This window comes from Jejuia pallidilutea, from assembly GCF_002973595.1.
In the GTDB taxonomy this organism is placed as follows: Bacteria; Bacteroidota; Bacteroidia; order Flavobacteriales; family Flavobacteriaceae; genus Jejuia; species Jejuia pallidilutea.
In genome coordinates, this window is sequence record NZ_PVEO01000001.1 from 426,101 (window position 1) to 446,141 (window position 20,041).

General features: G+C 35.8%; 19 protein-coding genes. 6 read left to right on the forward strand and 13 right to left on the reverse strand.

Annotated elements, in window-relative coordinates; genetic code table 11:
* Positions 1 to 10: 10 nt before the first annotated feature.
* Genes CLV33_RS01920 through CLV33_RS01945 form a run of 6 tightly spaced genes read left to right on the forward strand, consistent with a single transcriptional unit; the run spans position 11 to position 4,193 of the window.
* Positions 11 to 592 (forward strand): conjugal transfer protein, encoded by a 582-nt coding sequence (locus CLV33_RS01920; RefSeq protein ID WP_105472475.1) that lies wholly within the window; start codon positions 11 to 13, stop codon positions 590 to 592.
* Positions 593 to 594: 2 nt separating this feature from the next.
* Positions 595 to 1,437 carry a hypothetical protein gene (locus tag CLV33_RS01925; protein WP_105472476.1) on the forward strand — a complete coding sequence of 281 codons (843 nt, stop codon included), beginning with the start codon at positions 595 to 597 and terminating at the stop codon, positions 1,435 to 1,437.
* Positions 1,438 to 1,453: 16 nt separating this feature from the next.
* Positions 1,454 to 2,077: a conjugal transfer protein TraK gene (locus tag CLV33_RS01930; RefSeq protein ID WP_105472477.1), complete on the forward strand. Its 624-nt coding sequence runs from the start codon at positions 1,454 to 1,456 to the stop codon at positions 2,075 to 2,077.
* The gene (traM, locus tag CLV33_RS01935) at positions 2,058 to 2,990 is read left to right on the forward strand and encodes a conjugative transposon protein TraM (RefSeq protein WP_105472478.1); all 933 of its coding nucleotides are present in this window, start codon (positions 2,058 to 2,060) and stop codon (positions 2,988 to 2,990) included. The genes CLV33_RS01930 and traM overlap by 20 nt, the downstream gene beginning before the upstream one ends.
* A 4-nt stretch (positions 2,991 to 2,994) precedes the next feature.
* Positions 2,995 to 3,825 carry a DUF4138 domain-containing protein gene (locus CLV33_RS01940; protein ID WP_105472479.1) on the forward strand — a complete coding sequence of 277 codons (831 nt, stop codon included), beginning with the start codon at positions 2,995 to 2,997 and terminating at the stop codon, positions 3,823 to 3,825.
* A 5-nt stretch (positions 3,826 to 3,830) separates the two neighbouring features.
* Entirely contained in the window at positions 3,831 to 4,193 is a 363-nt protein-coding gene (locus tag CLV33_RS01945) for a hypothetical protein (protein ID WP_105472480.1), read from the forward strand.
* Between the two features lie 15 nt (positions 4,194 to 4,208).
* Here CLV33_RS01945 and CLV33_RS01950 read toward each other — a convergent pair whose 3' ends face one another.
* From CLV33_RS01950 to uxaC, 13 genes are all read right to left on the reverse strand, one after another.
* A complete protein-coding gene (locus CLV33_RS01950; protein ID WP_105472481.1) occupies positions 4,209 to 5,594 on the reverse strand; it encodes an RNA-binding domain-containing protein in 1,386 nt (461 codons plus the stop codon).
* Between the two features lie 55 nt (positions 5,595 to 5,649).
* Entirely contained in the window at positions 5,650 to 7,245 is a 1,596-nt protein-coding gene (locus CLV33_RS01955) for a type IV secretory system conjugative DNA transfer family protein (protein ID WP_105472482.1), read from the reverse strand.
* A 1-nt stretch (position 7,246) separates the two neighbouring features.
* A complete protein-coding gene (mobB, locus tag CLV33_RS01960) occupies positions 7,247 to 8,284 on the reverse strand; it encodes a MobB family relaxase (protein WP_105472734.1) in 1,038 nt (345 codons plus the stop codon).
* A 4-nt stretch (positions 8,285 to 8,288) separates the two neighbouring features.
* Positions 8,289 to 8,741, reverse strand: coding sequence for a BfmA/BtgA family mobilization protein (locus CLV33_RS01965; protein WP_317045147.1), 453 nt, complete (start codon positions 8,739 to 8,741; stop codon positions 8,289 to 8,291).
* 328 nt (positions 8,742 to 9,069) lie between these two features.
* Positions 9,070 to 9,267 (reverse strand): hypothetical protein, encoded by a 198-nt coding sequence (locus CLV33_RS01970; protein WP_105472483.1) that lies wholly within the window; start codon positions 9,265 to 9,267, stop codon positions 9,070 to 9,072.
* Between the two features lie 4 nt (positions 9,268 to 9,271).
* Positions 9,272 to 9,652: a DUF6876 family protein gene (locus CLV33_RS01975; RefSeq protein WP_105472484.1), complete on the reverse strand. Its 381-nt coding sequence runs from the start codon at positions 9,650 to 9,652 to the stop codon at positions 9,272 to 9,274.
* Positions 9,653 to 9,728: 76 nt separating this feature from the next.
* Entirely contained in the window at positions 9,729 to 10,082 is a 354-nt protein-coding gene (locus CLV33_RS01980) for a single-stranded DNA-binding protein (protein WP_105472485.1), read from the reverse strand.
* A gap of 728 nt (positions 10,083 to 10,810) precedes the next feature.
* On the reverse strand, positions 10,811 to 12,607 hold the full coding sequence (locus CLV33_RS01990; RefSeq protein WP_105472487.1) for a ParB/RepB/Spo0J family partition protein: 1,797 nt from the start codon (positions 12,605 to 12,607) through the stop codon (positions 10,811 to 10,813).
* A 254-nt stretch (positions 12,608 to 12,861) separates the two neighbouring features.
* Positions 12,862 to 13,698, reverse strand: coding sequence for a DUF932 domain-containing protein (locus tag CLV33_RS01995; RefSeq protein ID WP_105472488.1), 837 nt, complete (start codon positions 13,696 to 13,698; stop codon positions 12,862 to 12,864).
* Between the two features lie 398 nt (positions 13,699 to 14,096).
* Entirely contained in the window at positions 14,097 to 15,704 is a 1,608-nt protein-coding gene (locus CLV33_RS02000; RefSeq protein WP_105472489.1) for a UxaA family hydrolase, read from the reverse strand.
* A 5-nt stretch (positions 15,705 to 15,709) separates the two neighbouring features.
* Positions 15,710 to 17,188, reverse strand: coding sequence for a tagaturonate reductase (locus CLV33_RS02005; protein WP_105472490.1), 1,479 nt, complete (start codon positions 17,186 to 17,188; stop codon positions 15,710 to 15,712).
* A 58-nt stretch (positions 17,189 to 17,246) separates the two neighbouring features.
* Entirely contained in the window at positions 17,247 to 18,545 is a 1,299-nt protein-coding gene (locus tag CLV33_RS02010; RefSeq protein ID WP_105472491.1) for an MFS transporter, read from the reverse strand.
* A 69-nt stretch (positions 18,546 to 18,614) separates the two neighbouring features.
* Positions 18,615 to 20,021, reverse strand: coding sequence for a glucuronate isomerase (gene uxaC / locus CLV33_RS02015; protein ID WP_105472492.1), 1,407 nt, complete (start codon positions 20,019 to 20,021; stop codon positions 18,615 to 18,617).
* Positions 20,022 to 20,041: the final 20 nt, after the last annotated feature.

Below are 20,041 nucleotides of genomic sequence, written 5' to 3' on the forward strand. Positions count from 1 at the left end.
AACAAAAATTATGAAAACAAAAATGAAAACATTAGTACTTGCACTAGCCTTCGCTTTTTTATTACCTAACCTTGCTAAGGCTCAAGGCATGCCAGTTTATGACAATACAAATTTTATAGGGCTTGCTAAATCGCTCGTAGAATCTGCGAAACAGACCTCACAATTGTTAAAAACGGTACAGTTTTTAAAAACTCAAAAGGATAATATTGAAAAAGTGAATAATGCCATACGGCAGTTAAAAGCAGTAAAGGAATTAGCTAAAAACAATCAAACACTTTTTAATATCGTAAGGGATGATTTACGAGAGATTTTAAACTCGCCTTATATCAAAGCTGATGAAGTAAATAGAATATCCAACTCATTTAATTCTATTATTGAAAACTCAATAGACAGCATGAATTTTATAGAACAGATATTGTCTAGTGATTTTTTAAAAATGACGGATGCAGAACGTGCTGGCATTTTAAAGCAAAAGGAAACTGAATCTAATGAAATGGTGGCAGAAATCAATAAAAAGGTAAGTCGTTATAGAGATATCATCGCTTTTAGAAAAATGCAGGATAAAATCAATAATAGAGAAACAAACTACTGATAATGAACGCAATTTTATTTTTAGGGATAGGATTAGAGTACATCGATACTGTTTTTCAAACTATAAAAAACAGTGATTTTTCACAGTACACGATAGCTGGAATGAAAACACTCGCTGTGCTCTTTTTTCTTGTGAACATCCTTAAAAAATATAATGAAGGCATTGCAGATAAAGACGGTTATACTTGGGGATTAAGTCCTGGAGAATTAGCAAAGAATTTTGCGATTGTACTATTGGTTATTTTCTCTACTCAAATTCTAGGTTTCTTTGATGGTTTACTTGTTGCCATAGAATCTCAATATAGAAATACCGCACCTGCACTCCTTCCGTTACAAATGCAGGATATTCCAATTGAGGAAGATGTAGGTGTTATAGAAGCCACGAAAAAAGCAATGGCATTATTGTATGACGCTTTGGTTACACCCCTTTATGGCTGGAAAATCATTGCTTTTATCGTTAGTCTTGGATTATGGATTTTAGACCTTTTTATCTATCCGTTGTTTTTAGCCGAACGATATTTCCTTTTAGGAATCATGCAAGCTTTTTTCCCGCTTATAATTAGTCTTGCTGTATTTGAAAAATTTCGATCCATGGCTTATACGTTTTTCAAATTATATGCCGCTGTTTATATGCTTGTGCCAGCTTTCTTTTTAGTCAACGTATTTATAAACGCCATCTACACAGAGATAAACACTAATTTCTGGGTTAATTTATTCGGGACCGATGTTGGCAGTCGCTTTTTCGCTCCAGTAGTTCAATTAGGCTCTGTGGTCTTTATTGTATTTCTAAAATTCAAATTGTACAAACGAGCTGTATCATTCACTCTAAGACTTTTCACTTCTTAAATTCTAATTACGCTTCATGAAAACATCATACAAAAACATATATACCGTTTTAAAAATAAACCGATTTATCGTGCTTGCCGTGGTTATTTGCGCTCTGGGTTCTAGTGCGTTTTCTGGATGGATAGTTTATGATATTCATAAAAAAGCACTTAATAGCGCTTTTGCAATTAATACTGATGGTACTGTTATTCCATTGAAATGGGTAGTACAAAAAGAGAATTTTAAAGTTGAAGCACTGGCGCATCTAGAATTGTTTCATTCTTATTTCTACAATATAGATGCAAGTAATTACGAAAAGAATTTAGAAAAGGCATTATGGCTTGGTAACAGTTCTGTAGATAACCTGTATCGTCAGAAAAAAGCTGACGGAGTTTACAATAGGTTATTGCAATATTCATTGATACAAAAAGTACTGAGCATAGAATCGCAATTAGACCTAAAAATTGAACCTTACCAATTCCAAACCACCACTATTTTCGAAATTAATCGAGGCACTGTGGTAGATACTTACGAATTAGTTTCCACAGGAAATCTTATTGTTGTTGACCGTAATTATCCTAAAAACACACACGGTTTATTAATCACAAATTATTTTGAAAACACTTTAAAAAAAATATCAGATGAAACTAGAAAAGAATAAAATTGTCTTTAGTTCGGTATTGGCTATCGTTCTAATATTCATTATCGCCTATACCATTATAGTAACAAGAAATAATGATGAAGAGAACAATGAACTAAAACAAACATTAGTACCTGAACTGAAACAAGAACAGGAAGATTATTCAACGAAATTAGATGCCATAAATGACTTAAAGGAAGTAAAAGAAAGCAATGCTCCGAGTATTTATGATGAAAAATTTATTGATTCCCTGGGCTATTATGATCCAAATTTGATTGAGAAAGAAAAACAACGCATAGTTGATAGTATTTATCGTTATGGTAAAATAAACTATACCGAAAATCAGTATCGAAACCCTAATTCAAAGTTTGCAATCGCAAAACCAAAAGACAGAGATAGCGTTATACATGAAGTTGACCTTAGTGTTGAAGCCAGAGAGATTGGACTGGAGCATAAGCTATTTTTTGCCTCAAATCCGCAAACCAATCCACGCTTTAATATAGTAACAACAGACTCGGTGATTCGTGTTACAGTTGATGGCAACCAAACTGTAAGAACAAACTATCGCTTAAGAATGCGATTAATTAAAGACGCCTTAATCAACAATCGAATCGTTCCCAAAAATACACCTATTTATGGTTTTATAAGTTTTAAACCTAACCGGGTTCTAATAGAGATTGAAAATATTTTACATCAAGTAGTAAAACTCAAAGCTTTCGATTTACAAGATGGAAGTGAAGGCATCTATATTGAAAACAGTTTTAGAGCAGATGCTAAAAGAGAAGTTATTGAAGATGTTGTAGATGATATAAATATAGCTGGTGTGCCACAGGTAAATGGTGTTAAGAGAATCTTTCAACGCAGTAATCGCAGTGTTAAGGTTTCGGTAGTTAATAATTATAAACTCATTTTAAAAGCTTCATTAAATCAATAATCCTATGAAAAATCTAATACTAATATTTAGCTTTATTTTGGTTACAGCTTTCGTTGAAGCACAATCACAAATCATTTTAGACACCATTTACGCCAACGAACATAAAAATGTTGCACTCTTCTTCCCTAACCCCATTAGACAAGGTATTACGGGGTCTGAAAATTTTGTTTTTACCTATAATAGAGAAAAAGAACAGTATTTTGGCTTGTTACAATCTACACCAGGAAGTGAAAGTAATTTACTGATAATCAACAACAATGGCTCAATTTTTTCGTATATTGTAAAATATAAGGAGCAACTTGAAAAGCTAAATTACTTTATTCCAGACTCAGCATCCATTGGTAATGAAAGACCAATATCTAATGTAAATAAAAAAGATAATTCAGTTGAACGCTTAAATTTTAAATCTGATTACTATAAACGATTTTGCTCATATTTAGTAAAAAGAAGACAACGCGTTGGCAAGCTCAAAAAGCGTAATAATGGTATTATTCTAAAGATTGAAAATATTGTTTTCGACAAAGAGGAATTATACTTTGTGATAACTGTTGAAAATAAATCGTCTTTGGATTATGATGTAAATTTCTTAAATCTAACTATCCAAACCAGAAAAAAAGGCAAGAAAAAATCATTACAAAACCTGAATTTAGCTCCAGTTTTCGTCCATAACATGCCCTCACGGATTAAAGAAGCTCAAATAACCAAATTGGTTTATGTAGTTCCCAAATTCTCTATTAGTAACGAGCGTTTGGTTTTATTAGAGCTCAATGAGAAAAATGGCGAACGCAATGTTAAATTGAAAATATCTGATAAAACGATTAATAACCCAAATTAAATATTATGAAAAAGATGATTCTGTATTTATTGATTTTGTTACTTATGGGATGCACACAATCTCAATTGTCGCCTACCGATACCGCTAAAATTGTTGTAGAAAGCTTTTATAAGAACGATAACTCTAAACTAAAAAAGCACACAACAGCAGAAAGTTACGCTTCGTTCATGTCTATTCAAGCTACAATTGCTCCAGGAACTGATGATAATTCAAATTTTAAACTCATTGAAGAAACTGTTAAAGAAGATACGGCTTGGGTAAAGTTTTCTACTTCTTATGATAATAAATCTGAAACTTTTAAGCTTATAAAAGTAGATGGTAAATGGTTGGTTACTGAAAAACAGATGAATGAAAAAACACCCTTTTAGGATAATGCCCTACGGTTATTTGATATGTATCTTCCAATAGCCCCTAGTGCCACCAATGCGCTCTAAATAGCCCTTTTCTTTGAGGTTATTAAGGTGCTTTTGAATAGCAGATTCATTAATATGTAAAACTTCTGAAATACCAGAACGACTTATTCTATTATCAGATGCTATCATTTTAATAATTTCTTTTTGCCTAAGCGTTAATTCTTCTAGAGCATCTATTTTATTATTTCCTTCTTTATCTATTACACCACCTATTTGACCACCTATTTGACCACCTATTTGACCACCTTCTCCATTATCTACATTATCATCAACTTTAACAGTAAGTTCTTTAGCGACAAAAGTCATTCTAAGAAAGTTTTCTGAAAAACTAAAACTTTCCCTACCATAGTGGTCTAAGATACGTGGAATACCAGAGCCCAATTGTTCCACTAACTCCAAGTCTTTAAATATACGCATCAGTTCCTTATTACGAGGCACTGAAAAGCCTTCAAAAAATTCTTGTTGACTTAATCCTTCTGGTAAACCTCCAGCAGATGTAATCTCTATTCTATCTGAAAAAATTTCAAACTTTGGAGGCACCTCATTGCTGTAATCGTTATGCACAAATGCATTAATAATAGCCTCTCGCAATGCAATAGGGTTCCAAAGGTGATTTTGTTTTCGCTCTTTAGAAGTAATTTTTGTGGCTGTTCTATTTTCAACAGCGATTTTATCTATAATTTGTTTGGTAGCCTTTACCAAACATTCGTTGCCATATTCATTACTTTCTATTAAATCCGTTCGGTTTGTACCCGAATATTTAGCAACTTTGACAGAGGTATTATTTTTATCTGCCAAAAGGTAAGCTGCGTAATTATATGCACCATCTTCTGTAAGCAGTTCCAAATTTTTAGCAAATGCATTACCTAATTTAAAGCCAGATTCTTCATAATATATTTTCAGTTGGCTAAACGTCAAGTCTTGGATAGTTGCTTTAATTTTACTTATGGAATTACGAGTACGTTTAGAAAAAAGTGTCTCAATCATGTTTTGGGGCATTGGCTCTGCAGCAGTCCCAATTCGAATAAAGCAACCCTTTTCACTCATACCATATTTTCTTAAATGATATGGTTTTTCTGGTCCACTTGCTACAATGATTTTTATGATATCCTTACCCTCACGTTCTTCACTAACAATATCAAATAAGCCTAATGCCGAGGGTTTAATATTGTGCTTCAGTCGATCCTTTATCTTTAATTGGTCGCTATCTGAATCTGCCAAACCATAAGTATTTCCCGCTTTATCGATACCAATATAGATAATTCCTCCTTCACGATAATTCAGAAAAGCAATGACTTCTTTTTCTAATCCTTCGGTAAGCTCTTGCTTGTATTCTATACGATTGGTCTCGGTCATGAAAATTGAAATGGTCTTGTTATTTCTAACTAATTACGCTATAAAGATACTGATATTAATTTTTGAATATTGACTTTGCTTCTTTATAAACCCTATCAAAATTAGCTTGTAAGTCGGCATCAGAATAGTCTTGCTGTTTTGTTGGTAATCGCTTTTCTATTTTAGGAAGCTTAAATTGTACTTTTCTATCCTTTCCATCAGCGAACGTAATAAACTCGCCTTCTTTAAGTCTGAAAAACACATCAGCTCTAATTTTAGCGACTTCACGTTCTCCTGTTGTAATTCGCGTATCAAAATTAAGATTATGACCTCTGTTTACGCTTGTGGTTTCTTTTTTTACGATTTCAAAAAAGCGTTCGTAATATTTCGCTGTGTCTGGATCGTTTACCTTTCCGAAGAATTGATATGATAAATTACTTAAAATTGCTTTACTCGCCTTATCGCCATACATCATATCATTCTGTATTTTGTCCTGTATCACATAAATTGTAGCAATATCGTAACTTCGTAATGTGGCGGGAATTCTGTGCATGTTTAAAAGCCGAATAGTTGGTGCCTCTTCCATTAATAGGAACGAAGCATTTGAGTTTCTTACACTCATTTGTTTGGTAATGGTGTGAACTATAGTTGCTATAATTGGCGAATAAGCAGTCTCGTATTTCGGATTATTGACTACTGAAATCGCTAAAGGTTTGCCCTGACTATTTATATTCAGCGGAACATCATCTGCGGATAAAGCCATAAAAATACGTTGCGTACTTATTTTTTTGAGCGCATTGGCCAAAGTGCTCTTTACTCCTGCGGTTTGCCTGTCGGAATCCTTACCACTTATAAAGGCATCTGCCATCGCTCTGGATGTGGTGTTTGAACTCAAAAAAGCAATGAGACTGTCAGTGTCCAGAAATTGATAAATGGCTATTAAATGTGGTAATGTGCAGAGGTGAGGATATGAAGACCGGAGTTTCCAGATCAATCCGCCAATTAATCCTTCTGCAGCATCATTAAAGAATCTGGTTGTCCCTATGCTTCCAGACTCTCTTTGTTCTAAAAGGTTTTCAATTAGCACTCTTGCGACTTCATTTACGCTTTCTTCATTGGCCATATATCTTGGTGCTATCGGATTTACTCGTTCATGAATGTTATCAAATGAAATTACTTTGAAATCAATTTCATTTTTTTCAAATAAAGGAAATGCCATTTCTGTGATTTCAAAATTCTTGTAATCGTGAATCACACCGGAAAATTTATGCTTGCTGAAATGCTGAAGGAAGTTAAAAACCACGCTTTCTGTTTTCCCACTTCCTGCAGAACCAATAACTGAAGCGCCTCGTTTGATGTTGTTTATTTTGAAATCTCCCTGTTTTACTTTAAAATGAACTTGGTACTTATTATTGAAATCTAAAATATCTTTTTCCTTATGAAGAAAAACATATAAAACTGTATTAATCAGTAAAAGTGGACAACCAATATAAAGCAACTGGATAACCCAATGCATTAAATACGGACTCAATTTAAAAAGTAGTCCTAAACAAATTACAATTAAAAGTAGATTTATAAAAAAAGCATATCGCGTCATTCTAAAAAGGCTTAAGAACACTAAGCTCATTCCAAATAATAACCCAATCGTAAATGTGACTTCTTGTATTTCCATGTTATATCCCTATTGATCCAGATTTAATTGCCACATCCACACCGCGCTTTAAGGTTCTAATTGCTTTTAAGGCTAGCTGTGTCTGACTAGTTGGAATATTCAATATGGGTAATCCAGATTTAGAAATAATATTAAAAGCAATGGCTTTGTCACTTGCCGGCAATCCTAATAATGTTGTGAAGTACAGTTTTGGATTTTTAATGAAATCTTTTTTAGATTTATACGATTCTGCATAGTTGCGTTTGTAGCCAAAAGTTTTATCAAAAGTGCTTTCGGCTTTAGTGAAAAACGCATCTCTATCAAAACCACGTTTTACAATTTTACCATGCATCTGAACCTCCGAAGCTTTGTATTTAGATCCTGGTGATAGACTCACAGAATTTGAGGCATCTTTTCGGCTCACGATAATATGAATATGACTTTGATTACCTGCTTTTTTCATGCCTTGAACAATCCGTTTTCTCCCGAAGCTTCGGGACTGATGTGGTGCTTCGGCTTCGAGTTTGCTAATTTGAGATTTCATTTTCTTTATATTCCCATCTAATTGACCTTGTTCAATTTTCCGAATATCAGTTTTTAGTTGAAGTATTTTTGTGGCAAAAGGTTGGTTTTCTTTTACTTGTTTATCTGTGCCTTTAAATGTGCGTTGATATTCAATTTTCGCAAAATATTTAATGTCATCAACGGTTATTGATTTACCATTAATTTCACGATTAAAAGATGCTGCATAATCTCTCATTATGGCTCTGGTATATTTTTTTAAATCTTCAGAATTATTCTGTAGTTTTTTTAATTCATGTTTACTTGGACTAACTGTTATTGAATAAAATTTTGGTTCTTTCTTTTTGAGTTTAGCCGTATTGCCATCGATTTCTTTTACCACGTCTTTGGCTTGAATTTCATCTCCATATTGATTAAAAAAATGCTCCACATCTTCTTGCTCCAAACCTTGATTTTCTTTCTCCAGATACTCAGCAAAATCCGCAGCACTTTGTGAATAATCCCCTCCTAATTTTTGAGCTGTGATTGTGATATACATAATATTATAATTGATTATTTGAATCATTTTTTTCTACAATTAGTACTTCCTTCTCTTCAACCTCTTTCTCTAAAATCAACCTTTCTTGCTTTGGTTCAAACTCCATAAACAAAGATTGCAACATTGCAGTTGTGGGTTTATCATGGTTCTTTTCTATGTCTTTTATTATAGCGATTACAGCATTTATTCGCTTCTTAATTTCACTCTCCAATGTTTGCATATTTGGTCCCAAAGTTTCATTTGGGGAAATGCCATTGTCCTCAAAAAAGTCCAGCATCAGAAGCAAAGTCATCGATTGTGATTTAGATAATTTTTTACAAAACACTCGAAAACGCTCTGCTACTGAAGTTTTAATCCCGAGCTTCTCAAATCGCTCTTTTTCATATCCTTTATCCATTTTTTCTGAAAAAATTTGTTGTTTTGATTGGGCTGCGAGGATTTTTTCTGAAAAAACCATGTTACATATTCAAATATCAAAACAATCAATCGCCGAAAGGTGTTGATTTTACTAGGGTTTTGAAAAAACTGAAAATCGAAACATCGCGCTAGCGTGTTACCCTCTTGCTATTCCTTTTCGTCCAGCTCGCTGGACAAAAAAATACCATTACATCCAAAAATGTAATGGCTTTTTCGGTAATACGAATTAAAATCAGATTTTTTAAGAGTGCTATTCTTGAAGTTTAAAAGTATCTTTAACAAACCGCTCTTTTTGTTGTAGAATATAAAATAGAAGAACCAAATAAAGACCTCTAAATAATTAAAGGTCTATAGTTAATAATTCAATTTTAAATATTAAAAACATAGTCATAAGAATATAAATTTCTTAGAGCTTCTTCTTCCAAAAGTGTATCGTAATCAATACGATGTTTTTGGGCATAGCGTCTCAAATCATTTCCAAATTTATGTTCAACATCTTTTTTGGAAACCGAAACCAATCGCTCTTGGGTTTCGTTATCGAGGTTCGTATAGTTCAGATATACCATCGTATTAATATTCGCTTGGTAACATCAATGTATTATCTACAAAATACAACCTCAATTCATCCAATGGGAAATCGGTTACATTATACCTGTGCGTCTCTAAAATATTATAATTCCCATCACTATAATTAATGATAGCTTCGCATTGTTTTTCAAACTGTTCTTTTTCAGAAAGTCGTTTAAAATCAATGGTAATAAAATGACTTCTATTTGATAGACTTTTAGCAATTACGGATGCATCTGTAATCAGCCAAAAGCATTCTGCTTCGTTGGCTAAATATTTTAATCCGTCAGTAAAACGAGTTCCAATTAATGGGATTTTAAAGAACATTTCTGTACCGCAAAAATGTTGCAAATCGGTTTTTATTTTGTTAACTTTATCTTTCATTGTTTTTTCTTTTTATAAGTTAATAATGAAAAAGAGAGCGCCACTTTCCACAGAAACGCTCTCTTTTAGTTTTCAGTTATTCAGTAGCGTTTTCGCCTTTAATTCCTAAAAGCAAGATTTCATCCACGACCACTTCGGTAACGTATCTTTTTTCTCCGGCTTTGGTTTCATAAGAGCGTGAAGTTAATTTTCCCTCTAGTGCTACTTCTTTTCCTTTGCCTACAAATTTCTCTACGATTTCGGCAATCTTTCCCCATGCTACAATATTGTGCCATTGGGTGTTCGTCACTTTTTCTCCATTGGAATCTTTATAAAATTCATTGGTTGCGATTGAAAATTTTGCAACTTTCTTTCCACTTTCAAGGTTTGTGATTTCTGGCTCGTTTCCTACGTTGCCAATTAACTGTACTTTGTTTTTTAGAGTACTCATAATAAAAAAATTTAAAGATTAATATTGACCTATCTGAACTATTCAGAAAGGCTTTTTTATTGATTTACTTATTATATCCAGAGCGTTTTCCTTTTTTTGTTTTTTTAACTTTTGTTCCGCTTCCTTTTTATTGATTTTGTAAGATTTCATAAGATTCATTTTAGATTTACTTCCCATAGAGCCGACGCTGTTACCTTCTTTTTGTTGCTTGGTGCGCTCCAATATTCAGCTTTGTTTAGACATATAAAAAGTGCGAGGCACGAGCCTGGTTATGCTGTCGTTCAAAGCTGAATGTTGTTATTTTGCTGTCAAAAAAAGGTATGACGGTGTTGGATTACGGAAGTGATTCTAAAGTCTTTGTGAAATACAAAATCATAGGAAGTGGAACACAATGACAAATACATTTTTCCTTATTTGGCGGACTTGATCCGCACTTTTTACTTGGAATAAAGTGTTCCTTTCCGTCCCGATAGCTATCGGGACGGAAAGGTTTAACGGAATGGAAAGTAAAAAGTGCGGATTGGGTCCAAGACTTTGATAATGAAGCGCTTTTACCGGAATGAAGCTTTCGGCGGAATGTAGGGGAATGGGCTGAGTGGGATGATTTTTACGAGTTTACCTCTGCGCTGATATTGATTGAAAAGGTTCTACTTACTCATTTTTACGAAGGACTATATAAAAAAATAAGAGCCAGCATGAATGCTGACCCTTACTTCCAACAACAAAAGCTAGTCGTTTAATTCCTGAATTTTCGCTTCAAGATTTCCTATGCGCTCTTTCAAACGTACTTCACGCTTGTTTCTTTCTTCTACATATTCCTTTTCAATATTGGCAATTTTGGTTTTATAATAGCCTTGCATCGCATTGTAGAATGAAATGTTCGTTAAGTTATTAACGTGATTGCTTTCTCCAAAATGTACTTGCTTGGTAAGGATATACCGAATCAACTTATAAAAGGTTTCCTTTTTGAAATTCTTTTTGAAGTTCTCGACAGTTTCTACATCAGTCTTCTTGGATGTGTTGCATAATAATTTCAAAAAGTGTTTTTGTCGACCTACATAGTCCACATTGTTTTCAAATAAAGTTAATGAAAAAGCCACCATTTCATCTACCGAAAGTGCTTTCTTCTTTTCAATATAATCGGTTTCACGAATCATCTGAACTATGTCCTCAAATTCCCTATTGTGCTCGATGTGTCGCTTTCGTGTTTCTCTTTCGTTGATTTTAACAATTTGCTCTTCTGGCGAACACTCTGCCATTTTTCTATTTGCCAACGGTTCCGAATATGTAGAATTTTCAGTTTTTGAATCTTCAATTAGCTTCACAAAAACTGCTTTGTGAACATATGTTTTCGGATGAAACATAATACCTTTTACGAATCCATTTTCTTTTGCGGAATTATACACTTCCAATTCTTCCTTGTAATTATCAACCGATTCTTCTAGTTCAGCTTTCAACTCATCTTCAGAATAGTCGTAATGTTGGTATTCTGTCTTAATGGCTTCTATTGTAGGCTCAATCGGCTCTTCGATTATTTCGACATCATCCAGAAGATAGACTTTCAATCCCTTTTTTTCCAATTGCGATATAATGAGCTGATTATTGTCGTCAGTTGCCCAATATTTACGAATTTCAGGAATCAACAACACATTCTCCTTCTTCGATTTCTCAATTAAGTTCAAAAATGACTTGTTTTTCTTTGTTTCATAACAGGCTGATTTTGTACACACCATTTTACCATCGCCAAACAAATTACCTTGATTAGCTGCGTTGAACAGACAGGTTGTACAGGCACCAGCTTTTGTAATCAATTTTTCATCGGATACATTGAAAGGTGCATTCTCCAAATCATAGGTCTGGTTTTTAATCATCTGATTGATTTGATGTGCATTAAAATCTTCTCCCATGGTTTCCAGCATCATTTGCTGTTCCCCTGGCTCGAAAAGCGCAACACCTACACCTAATGAAATTGTCATGTCGCCATTACGGACAAAGAATTTAAAACCTTCAATTAGACCTGCCAATTTTAAACGTTGCCTTACAAAATTTTCCGTTCTTCCCAACCGTTTAGAAATCTCTATTGGCGCATATTTTTCGCTCAGGAATGCTACAGCTTCGGCTTCTTCAGTAGGTTCAACATCCTGTCTTTGCAGATTTTCGATAATTTGAATTTCCAGAACATCATTATTATCGTATTCCCTAACGATACCCGGAATGGTTTTCTTTTTTGCCAATTTACTTGCACGATACCTGCGCTCTCCCATGACAATGATGTAATCCTTTCCAGATTTTCGGACCGTAATAGGTTGCAGGACACCGTGTTCTTCGATGCTTTCAGAAAGTTGTTTGAGCGCATCCTCATTAAAGGATTTTCTTGGTTGCATTGCATCTGGAATAATCCTTCCGATAGGTAGCTCTTGAACTTGAAGTCGAATGGCTTGTTGTGTCAACTTCTTTTTAACTTCATTTTTAACGGTGGTTGTTGCCTTTCCGTTTTTACTTGCAGTACTCGCTTTTGTTGTCATAATACTTAAATTTTAGGTTAAACAATATTTTTGCAGAACCCAAACGGAAGGCAAAATTTCTGCTCAAAAGGAAACGGAATAAATGAGTTGTGGGCGAAGGGTTGGCTTTATGCCGTAGTCTTTTGATGATAATATTTTGCGAGTTTATCTTTGTACCAATATTGATATAGATATCTCTTTTTTAACAGAAATAAAGTATGAATCAAAAAAAACTCTAGTTTTAAGGTACTAGAGCAACCTTTGATTATCAGGTTTTAAACCATTTCATATATTTCATTGAATAGTTTTTTATCCCACTTTTCTTGTTGTGAAAATGTCTTCTTCAATGTATTGTGTAACATGGAATTGAAGGCATTGTAACCTAACCATAAATTAGGTTCCTCATTTAGCAATAGTGCTTCGTAGTTCAAGGTTTCAAGAACTTCACGGGATTTCTTTGAAGGCTCTTCGTTTTTATCACTACATTCATATCTGAACAGTTTTGATTTATCCAAAATTGCTTTTACAAATTCTTTGGTGTCGATGATTTTGAAATCCTTCATCTTTTCAAATTTCTTGACGATGGTATAAAATTCATTGTTCAGGAATTTATCGAACAAACCATTCATCCTTGGCATGATAAGCTCTGTATTATTTTTGCTGTGCTTTATGGAAAACTCAATTGCTGCTTGTGAAACGTGTAGTCCATTTGAGCATACTTTCCTGTAAAAACCAAAATGTCCGGAAGTCTTTTCACTACCATCATACGAGTTTTTAAAACGTAGCATGGGCAGTATTAAATCTTCTTTGTTCTTTAATTTGAACTGGTTGCTATCTTCAATGATAAAGTCTATTATGAAAGACCTATCATTTCTATTAACGCTTCGTTTGTGATAATTTAGTCCAGCATCCAAAAGCATCTGTTCTGCTTTCTTGAAGAACAATTGATTGGGAATATGGCCATAACTATTCGATACCACATTCACGATTTTACCATTTGATATAATGGCATTTTCAAGTCCTCTACGAGATTCCATCTGCGTGAGGCTTTTTAAGGATTTCATTTCTGAAGAAACAAAAATCTCATCTTGTTGTAAATTACTTAAATACATAATATTTGATTTTAGATTAAACAATATTTAAGCTAGAACCAAACGGAAGCTAAAATCTCAGCTCAAAAGGAAACGGAATAAATAAGTAGCGGACGAAGCGTTGGCTTTATGCCGTAGTCTTTTGATGGGTGTATTTTACGAGTTTAACTTGCGGTTATATTGTATGAATAACTCTCTTTTTTAGCGGACGCTATTTCAAAGTTTGATATTAGAAACAAAAAAATCCCAACTCTACATATTCAATGATTCGGTTAATAATAATCAGACGAAAATGTAAAGTTTTTTATACTTCTATGATTTTTTATCCTATTCAATGATTAACGTACGTAATAAAATTGCATAGACCTTTCAAATGCTTGAGTGGTTTTTCTTTTTGGTAAAAGAAACTATAATTCTTCTTAAAGTGACACGCCCCTACGCCAAGGGATAAAATCATTTTGGTTAAGCAACCTTGCCTTTGTTTTAATGTTGCCGCTTGCCACCTCAATGATGAAGCCTAGCATATCATCGGCCATTTCCTCTATGGTCTTTTCACCACGAATCACGGCACCGGTTTCAATGTCAATGATGTCCGGCATTTTTTTGGCCAGTTCTGTATTTGAAGATACTTTGATAATGGGCGCAATGGGGTTTCCTGTTGGTGTTCCCAATCCGGTAGTGAACAGCACCACATTGGCACCAGAACCCACCATGGCCGTTGTGCTTTCCACATCATTTCCTGGGGTGCACAAAAGGTTTAGCCCCGGTTTGGTCACATATTCCCCATAATCCAATACATCTTGCACAGGGGAAGTCCCGCCCTTTTTGGCAGCCCCGGCCGATTTCATGGCATCGGTAATCAATCCATCTTTGATGTTTCCTGGCGATGGGTTCATGTCAAACCCAGACCCAGCATCGATAACAGATTTTTCGAAAGCATTCATTAATTTTAAAAACTTTTCGCCTTTTTCATCTTCCACGCACCTGTTGACCAGTTCTTGCTCTACCCCGCACAATTCCGGGAACTCCGATAAAATAGCTGTGCCGTTTAAAGCCGCCAACATATCTGAAACCGCCCCTAATGTTGGGTTGGCAGATATGCCTGAAAACCCATCGGAACCACCACACTCTAGCCCTACCCTTAATTTTGATAAAGGTGCTGGTTGGCGTTTTATATTATTCGCCTTTTTAATCGCTTCGAATGATTCTTTAATGATTGCCGATAGCATTTCATCCACCGTTCCCATTTGCTGCTGTTCAAAAATAAGGATCGGTTTGTCTAGGTTCGGGTTGACGTTGTTCAACGCTTCTTTAAAAATGCTTATCTGAAGGTTTTGGCAGCCCAAACTCAACACGGTGGCACCTGCCACATTGGGATTGTTCACATAACCTGCCAATAACCTGGCAAGGCTCTCTGAATCCTGACGGATACCACCACAACCACCTGGGTGGGTTATAAACTTCACCTCAATGTTATCAAACACATCGGGCGTTGTTGAGGCCACTTCGGTTTCTTCCTCACCACTGACCAAGGAGCGGAGCAACATTTGATGAGGGTTTACCTTCTGCTTCAACAGTTCTTTTTCAAAAACCTCTTTTAATATTTCAATGTTTCGGTTTTCGCAAAACACCAACGGAAAAAACAACCACACATTTTCAGTGCCCACTTGACCATCTGGCCTGTGGTAGCCCATAAAAGTTTTGTCTTTCCATTTATCGACATTTGGAGCCGTCCAATGAAACGATTCTGTTTTGCCGAACACCTTATCGCTTTGATGCTTCACATTATCAATGGTCAGCACATCGCCTTTTTCAATGGTCTGGTTGGCCGTTCCAACCAAAACGCCGTACATGATGATCCTGTCACCGGATTCAAAGGTTTCCAAAGCTATTTTATGCTTCGATTTAACATCAGAAATTATAGCAATATCGTTTCCTTCAAAAGAAACCACGTCTCCTGCTTTTAGATTTACCAAAGCAACGGCTACATTATCCGAAGTGTTTACTTTTATGAGTTTTTTTTGCATAACAATTAATTTGTAACAGTATTACTGCTGTGTAAATTCAAAATACTATGGCTGTAATTGGCAAACCCTTGCTCAATGCCATGGGCTTCAATTTCTTTTAACGCCAAGGCAACAGCTTCCGTTAGGTTTTTGACTTTTGTTAAATCTTCGCCCCAGTAGTCTTGGATGCCCAATACGCTTTTTGCAATTTCTGAAGAATCATTGGATTTCCAGATTTCCGAAAACTTGGCCACAATGTCCTCACTGTCCTGTACAGGCAGTGTATCGCCTTTCCAGATACCTTTATAAAAACGTATCAAACAGGCAAATGCATAGGTCAGGTGGGTTGGCACTTTGTTATGGATTTTTACATATTCCAACAAACTGGGCAATACCCTTACAGCAAATTTGGAAATGGAATTTAGAGCGATGCTTGACAGGTTGTGGACAATGAACGGATTCCTGAAACGGTCAAAAACAGCATCGGCGAAATCGTTCAGTTCCTTTTTGTCCATTTCCAAAGTGTCAATGATTTCATTGAAAACCACTTTATTTATGAACCCGCCCGTAAATGGGTTGTCCACAGATTGTTTTACGGTCTTGTTTCCATAAAGCAATGAAAAAGGCACCATGGCGGTATGGGCACCATTTAAAATCCGTACTTTTCGTGTGCGGTAGGGCTGCATGTCATTCACAATTTTCACGTCTAGACCGGTTTTTTCAAAAGGTAATTTTGCTTTTAAAGCATCATCGACCTCAATGACCCAAAGCAGAAATGTTTCGGCAGCTACTATCAAATTGTCTTGATAATCCAATTGGGCATTATAGGCCTCAATATCATCTTTAGGATAGCCCGGCACAATCCTGTCCACCAAGGTATTGTGGAAGGTGCTGTTTTCCAATAGCCATACTTTGAAATCATTGCCCAATTTCCAATCTTCAATATATTTTAAAATGATGTCCTTAAGCGTATCTGAATTGTAATTGATGAGTTCACAGGGGATGATTGCCAAACCTTTGCTGGCTTCACCGTTAAAATGCTTGAACCGTTCATGCAAAAGCAGCGTTAGTTTTGCAGGGAACGAACTTGGTGGCTGCATATCCGGAGTGTCTGAACTTACATAGGCAATGCCTGCTTCGGTGGTGTTTGAAATGATGAATTCCAACGAAGGTTCTTTTGCCAAACTCAAATAATCATTGAAGTTGGCATAAGGGTCCACGGCCTTCACAATATTGGAAATGAGCTCAACTTCCTGAATCTCTTCTCCTTTTTTAACGCCTTTCATAAACAAGGTGTAGAGCCCGTCTTGATCGTTCAGCATCTTTACCAAGCCTCTATCAATGGGTTGCACCACGGCAATACCTGCATTGAAACCTACTTTTTTGTTCAGTTCTTGAAAAGCATATCCTATAAAGGCCCTTAAAAAATTACCTTCTCCGAATTGTAATATTTTGATGGGCGGTTTTGTTTCCAGTCCCAAGTTTTTTCTGTTCAATTTTTTCATTTTACCTTGTATAAATCTTTTTAAGAATTCTTATAAATAACCTATTATTTTAAACATTTTATTCCAAAATCAAATTTAGATTTTCATCTAAAGGAGTCATTTTTGGCATTAACAAATGTACTAACCCGAGGATAGCCAAATAGCAGGACCCTGCAATAAGGAATGCCCAAAAATACCCTGAATTACCAGCTTCGTCCAGTACGGAACCTAATGCAAAATCTGCAATTATACCTGCTACCGCACCAATCATTCCTCCAATTCCTACAACTGATGCAGTTGCTTTTTTAGGAAACACATCTGATGCTAAAGTAAATATGTTGGCAGACCAAGCCTGGTGCCCTGCCGCACCTAAACCGATAAGACAAATGGCCAACCATTTGTTGTCTGTTATAGCAACAAATGCTACTGGCAATATGATCAAAGCACAAATTAAAAGCGTGATTTTCCTTGCTTTGTTTATGGTCCATCCTTTTTTGATAAAAACGCCTGAAAGATAGCCTCCCAATATACTGCCTCCATCTGCCATGATATAAATCACAAAGAACGGCAGTGCAATATTGTGGATATTTACATCAAAAGTTTCTGCCAAAAATTTAGCTCCCCAGAAAAGATAAAACCACCAAACGGCGTCTGTAGTTTTTGCTAGGGCAAATGCCCAAGTCTGGCGTTTACCAAGGACACTTTTCCAAGGCAACTTTTCTTCATTTTCAGAACTTGAATCACTTTGGATATAGGCCAATTCTTCTTTACCAACAGAAGGATGTACTTCTGGTTTTTTGTACATTCTAAACCAAAGAAACACCCATAGTGCACTGAGCGCTCCCGTAATTAAAAAAGGTATCTGCCAGTTTTTCCCATCTTCATGCACAATCCAACCAACTACAAAAGGTGCTGCAATAGCACCAATACTTGTGGCTGCATTGAAAAGACCGGTAGCAAAAGCCCTATCCTTTTTAGGGAACCATTCTGCCGTTGTTTTTATAGCTGCCGGAAAGTTACCCGACTCTCCAAAACCCAATCCAAACCTGGCTGCAGCAAACCCTATGACGCTCCACCCTGGGCGAACCAAAGCGTGCAACATACCAAAAAAGCTCCAAAGACCAATAGATAAAACATATCCTTTTTTAGTGCCTAAACGGTCAATTAAGCCTCCCATAGAAAGCATACCAATAGCATACGCCACTTTAAACGATATCATGATATTGGCATAATCACTATTGGTCCATCCGAACAGTTTTTCCAATGTTGGAGCCATTACACCAATAATGCTCCTATCAAAATAGTTTATAGTAGTTGCAAACATTAAGAGTGCTAAAATTCTATATCTATAATTTCCTATTTTTTGCTTTTTATCCATTATTAAGGTTTTTGATACTTACATTAAGTAGTGGTATTTATTTTTAAATTGTTCTAATATCAAACTTTATTAGAAATCAAAATATTCTTTTGCGTTGAAATAACTAATGTCCGCAACCATTTTCCCAATCCATTCCATTTCTTCTTTTGGAAGTTCGCCCCTTTTTATCTCATCGCCCAAAAGGTTACAAAGGATGCGCCTGAAATACTCGTGCCTTGGGAACGACAGGAAACTTCGGGAATCTGTCAGCATACCTACAAAACAACTGATCAAGCCCATGTTTGACAAGGCGTTCAATTGCTTGGTCATGCCATCTTTTTGGTCTAAAAACCACCAGCCAGAACCAAACTGTACTTTGCCCTTTACGCTGCCATCGTTAAAATTGCCAATCATAGTGGCCATCACTTCATTATCTGCCGGGTTTAGATTATAGATAATGGTTTTTGTCAATTTATCTTTGCCATCCAGCGCGTTTAAAAAAGCGGACAGTTTTTGTGCCTGTGTAAAATCACCAATAGAGTCCCAGCCCGTGTCTGGCCCCAAGATACGGTGCATTCGGGCATTGTTGTTCCTTAAGGCGCCCAAATGAAACTGCTGGACCCAACCATATTCATGATAGGTTTCACACAAAAACACCAAAACAGCACTTTGGAATTTTAAAGCTTCCTCATTGGTAATCGCCTTATTTTGCCGTTTCTTTTTGAAAATGGCGTTTACCTCGCTTTCGGTATAGTCTTCAAAATAAATTTGGTCTATCCCATGATCGCAGAGCCTACAACCATTCGTATGAAAATATTCAATTCTGTTTTTTAGTGCTCCGCACAGGTCTTGGAATGAATCCATGGCCATTCCTGATACCTTACCCAGAGTATCCATATAATCATTGTAACCGTCATTGCTAATCAATATCGCTTTGTCAGGCCTGAATGCGGTGCTTACCTTGACACTGAAATCACTTTTGGCCAACTGTTGGTGGTACTTCAAAGAGTCCGTTGGATCTTCTGTGGTGCAGACCAATTCGGCATTCACCTTTTTGAGCAAGCCCCTGCAACTATAATCTTTTTTGTTTAATTTTTCTTGGGTTTGCTCCCAAATGCTTTCGGCAGATTTTTCATTCAGCAAATCATAAATACCAAAGTACCTGGCCAATTCCAAATGCGTCCAATGGTAAAGCGGATTCCGCATGGTGTAAGGCACTGTTTTGGCCCATTTCAGAAATTTGTCCTTATCAGAAGCCTTGCCCGTAATAAAATCCTCATTGACACCCAAGGTACGCATGGCACGCCATTTGTAATGGTCGCCATTTATCCAGACTTCGGTCATGTTACTGAAGGCCCTGTCTTCTGCTATAAATTGAGGCGGTAGATGGTTGTGATAATCTATTATTGGTTGACTCTTAGAGTAGTTGTGGTATAACTCTTCTGCATATTGGTTCTCCAACAGAAAGTTATCGTGGATGAATTTTGTTGAACTCATTTAATATCTTTTAAATTATT

Excerpts from the sequence above, each read along its gene's own strand:
- CLV33_RS01920 (WP_105472475.1), top strand. The coding sequence starts at position 11 with ATGAAAACAAAAATGAAAACATTAGTACTTGCACTAGCCTTCGCTTTT.
- CLV33_RS01925 (WP_105472476.1), top strand. The coding sequence starts at position 595 with ATGAACGCAATTTTATTTTTAGGGATAGGATTAGAGTACATCGATACT.
- CLV33_RS01930 (WP_105472477.1), top strand. The coding sequence starts at position 1,454 with ATGAAAACATCATACAAAAACATATATACCGTTTTAAAAATAAACCGA.
- traM (WP_105472478.1), top strand. The coding sequence starts at position 2,058 with ATGAAACTAGAAAAGAATAAAATTGTCTTTAGTTCGGTATTGGCTATC.
- CLV33_RS01940 (WP_105472479.1), top strand. The coding sequence starts at position 2,995 with ATGAAAAATCTAATACTAATATTTAGCTTTATTTTGGTTACAGCTTTC.
- CLV33_RS01945 (WP_105472480.1), top strand. The coding sequence starts at position 3,831 with ATGAAAAAGATGATTCTGTATTTATTGATTTTGTTACTTATGGGATGC.
- CLV33_RS01950 (WP_105472481.1), bottom strand. The coding sequence starts at position 5,594 with ATGACCGAGACCAATCGTATAGAATACAAGCAAGAGCTTACCGAAGGA.
- CLV33_RS01955 (WP_105472482.1), bottom strand. The coding sequence starts at position 7,245 with ATGGAAATACAAGAAGTCACATTTACGATTGGGTTATTATTTGGAATG.
- mobB (WP_105472734.1), bottom strand. The coding sequence starts at position 8,284 with ATGTATATCACAATCACAGCTCAAAAATTAGGAGGGGATTATTCACAA.
- CLV33_RS01965 (WP_317045147.1), bottom strand. The coding sequence starts at position 8,741 with ATGGTTTTTTCAGAAAAAATCCTCGCAGCCCAATCAAAACAACAAATT.
- CLV33_RS01970 (WP_105472483.1), bottom strand. The coding sequence starts at position 9,267 with ATGGTATATCTGAACTATACGAACCTCGATAACGAAACCCAAGAGCGA.
- CLV33_RS01975 (WP_105472484.1), bottom strand. The coding sequence starts at position 9,652 with ATGAAAGATAAAGTTAACAAAATAAAAACCGATTTGCAACATTTTTGC.
- CLV33_RS01980 (WP_105472485.1), bottom strand. The coding sequence starts at position 10,082 with ATGAGTACTCTAAAAAACAAAGTACAGTTAATTGGCAACGTAGGAAAC.
- CLV33_RS01990 (WP_105472487.1), bottom strand. The coding sequence starts at position 12,607 with ATGACAACAAAAGCGAGTACTGCAAGTAAAAACGGAAAGGCAACAACC.
- CLV33_RS01995 (WP_105472488.1), bottom strand. The coding sequence starts at position 13,698 with ATGTATTTAAGTAATTTACAACAAGATGAGATTTTTGTTTCTTCAGAA.
- CLV33_RS02000 (WP_105472489.1), bottom strand. The coding sequence starts at position 15,704 with ATGCAAAAAAAACTCATAAAAGTAAACACTTCGGATAATGTAGCCGTT.
- CLV33_RS02005 (WP_105472490.1), bottom strand. The coding sequence starts at position 17,188 with ATGAAAAAATTGAACAGAAAAAACTTGGGACTGGAAACAAAACCGCCC.
- CLV33_RS02010 (WP_105472491.1), bottom strand. The coding sequence starts at position 18,545 with ATGGATAAAAAGCAAAAAATAGGAAATTATAGATATAGAATTTTAGCA.
- uxaC (WP_105472492.1), bottom strand. The coding sequence starts at position 20,021 with ATGAGTTCAACAAAATTCATCCACGATAACTTTCTGTTGGAGAACCAA.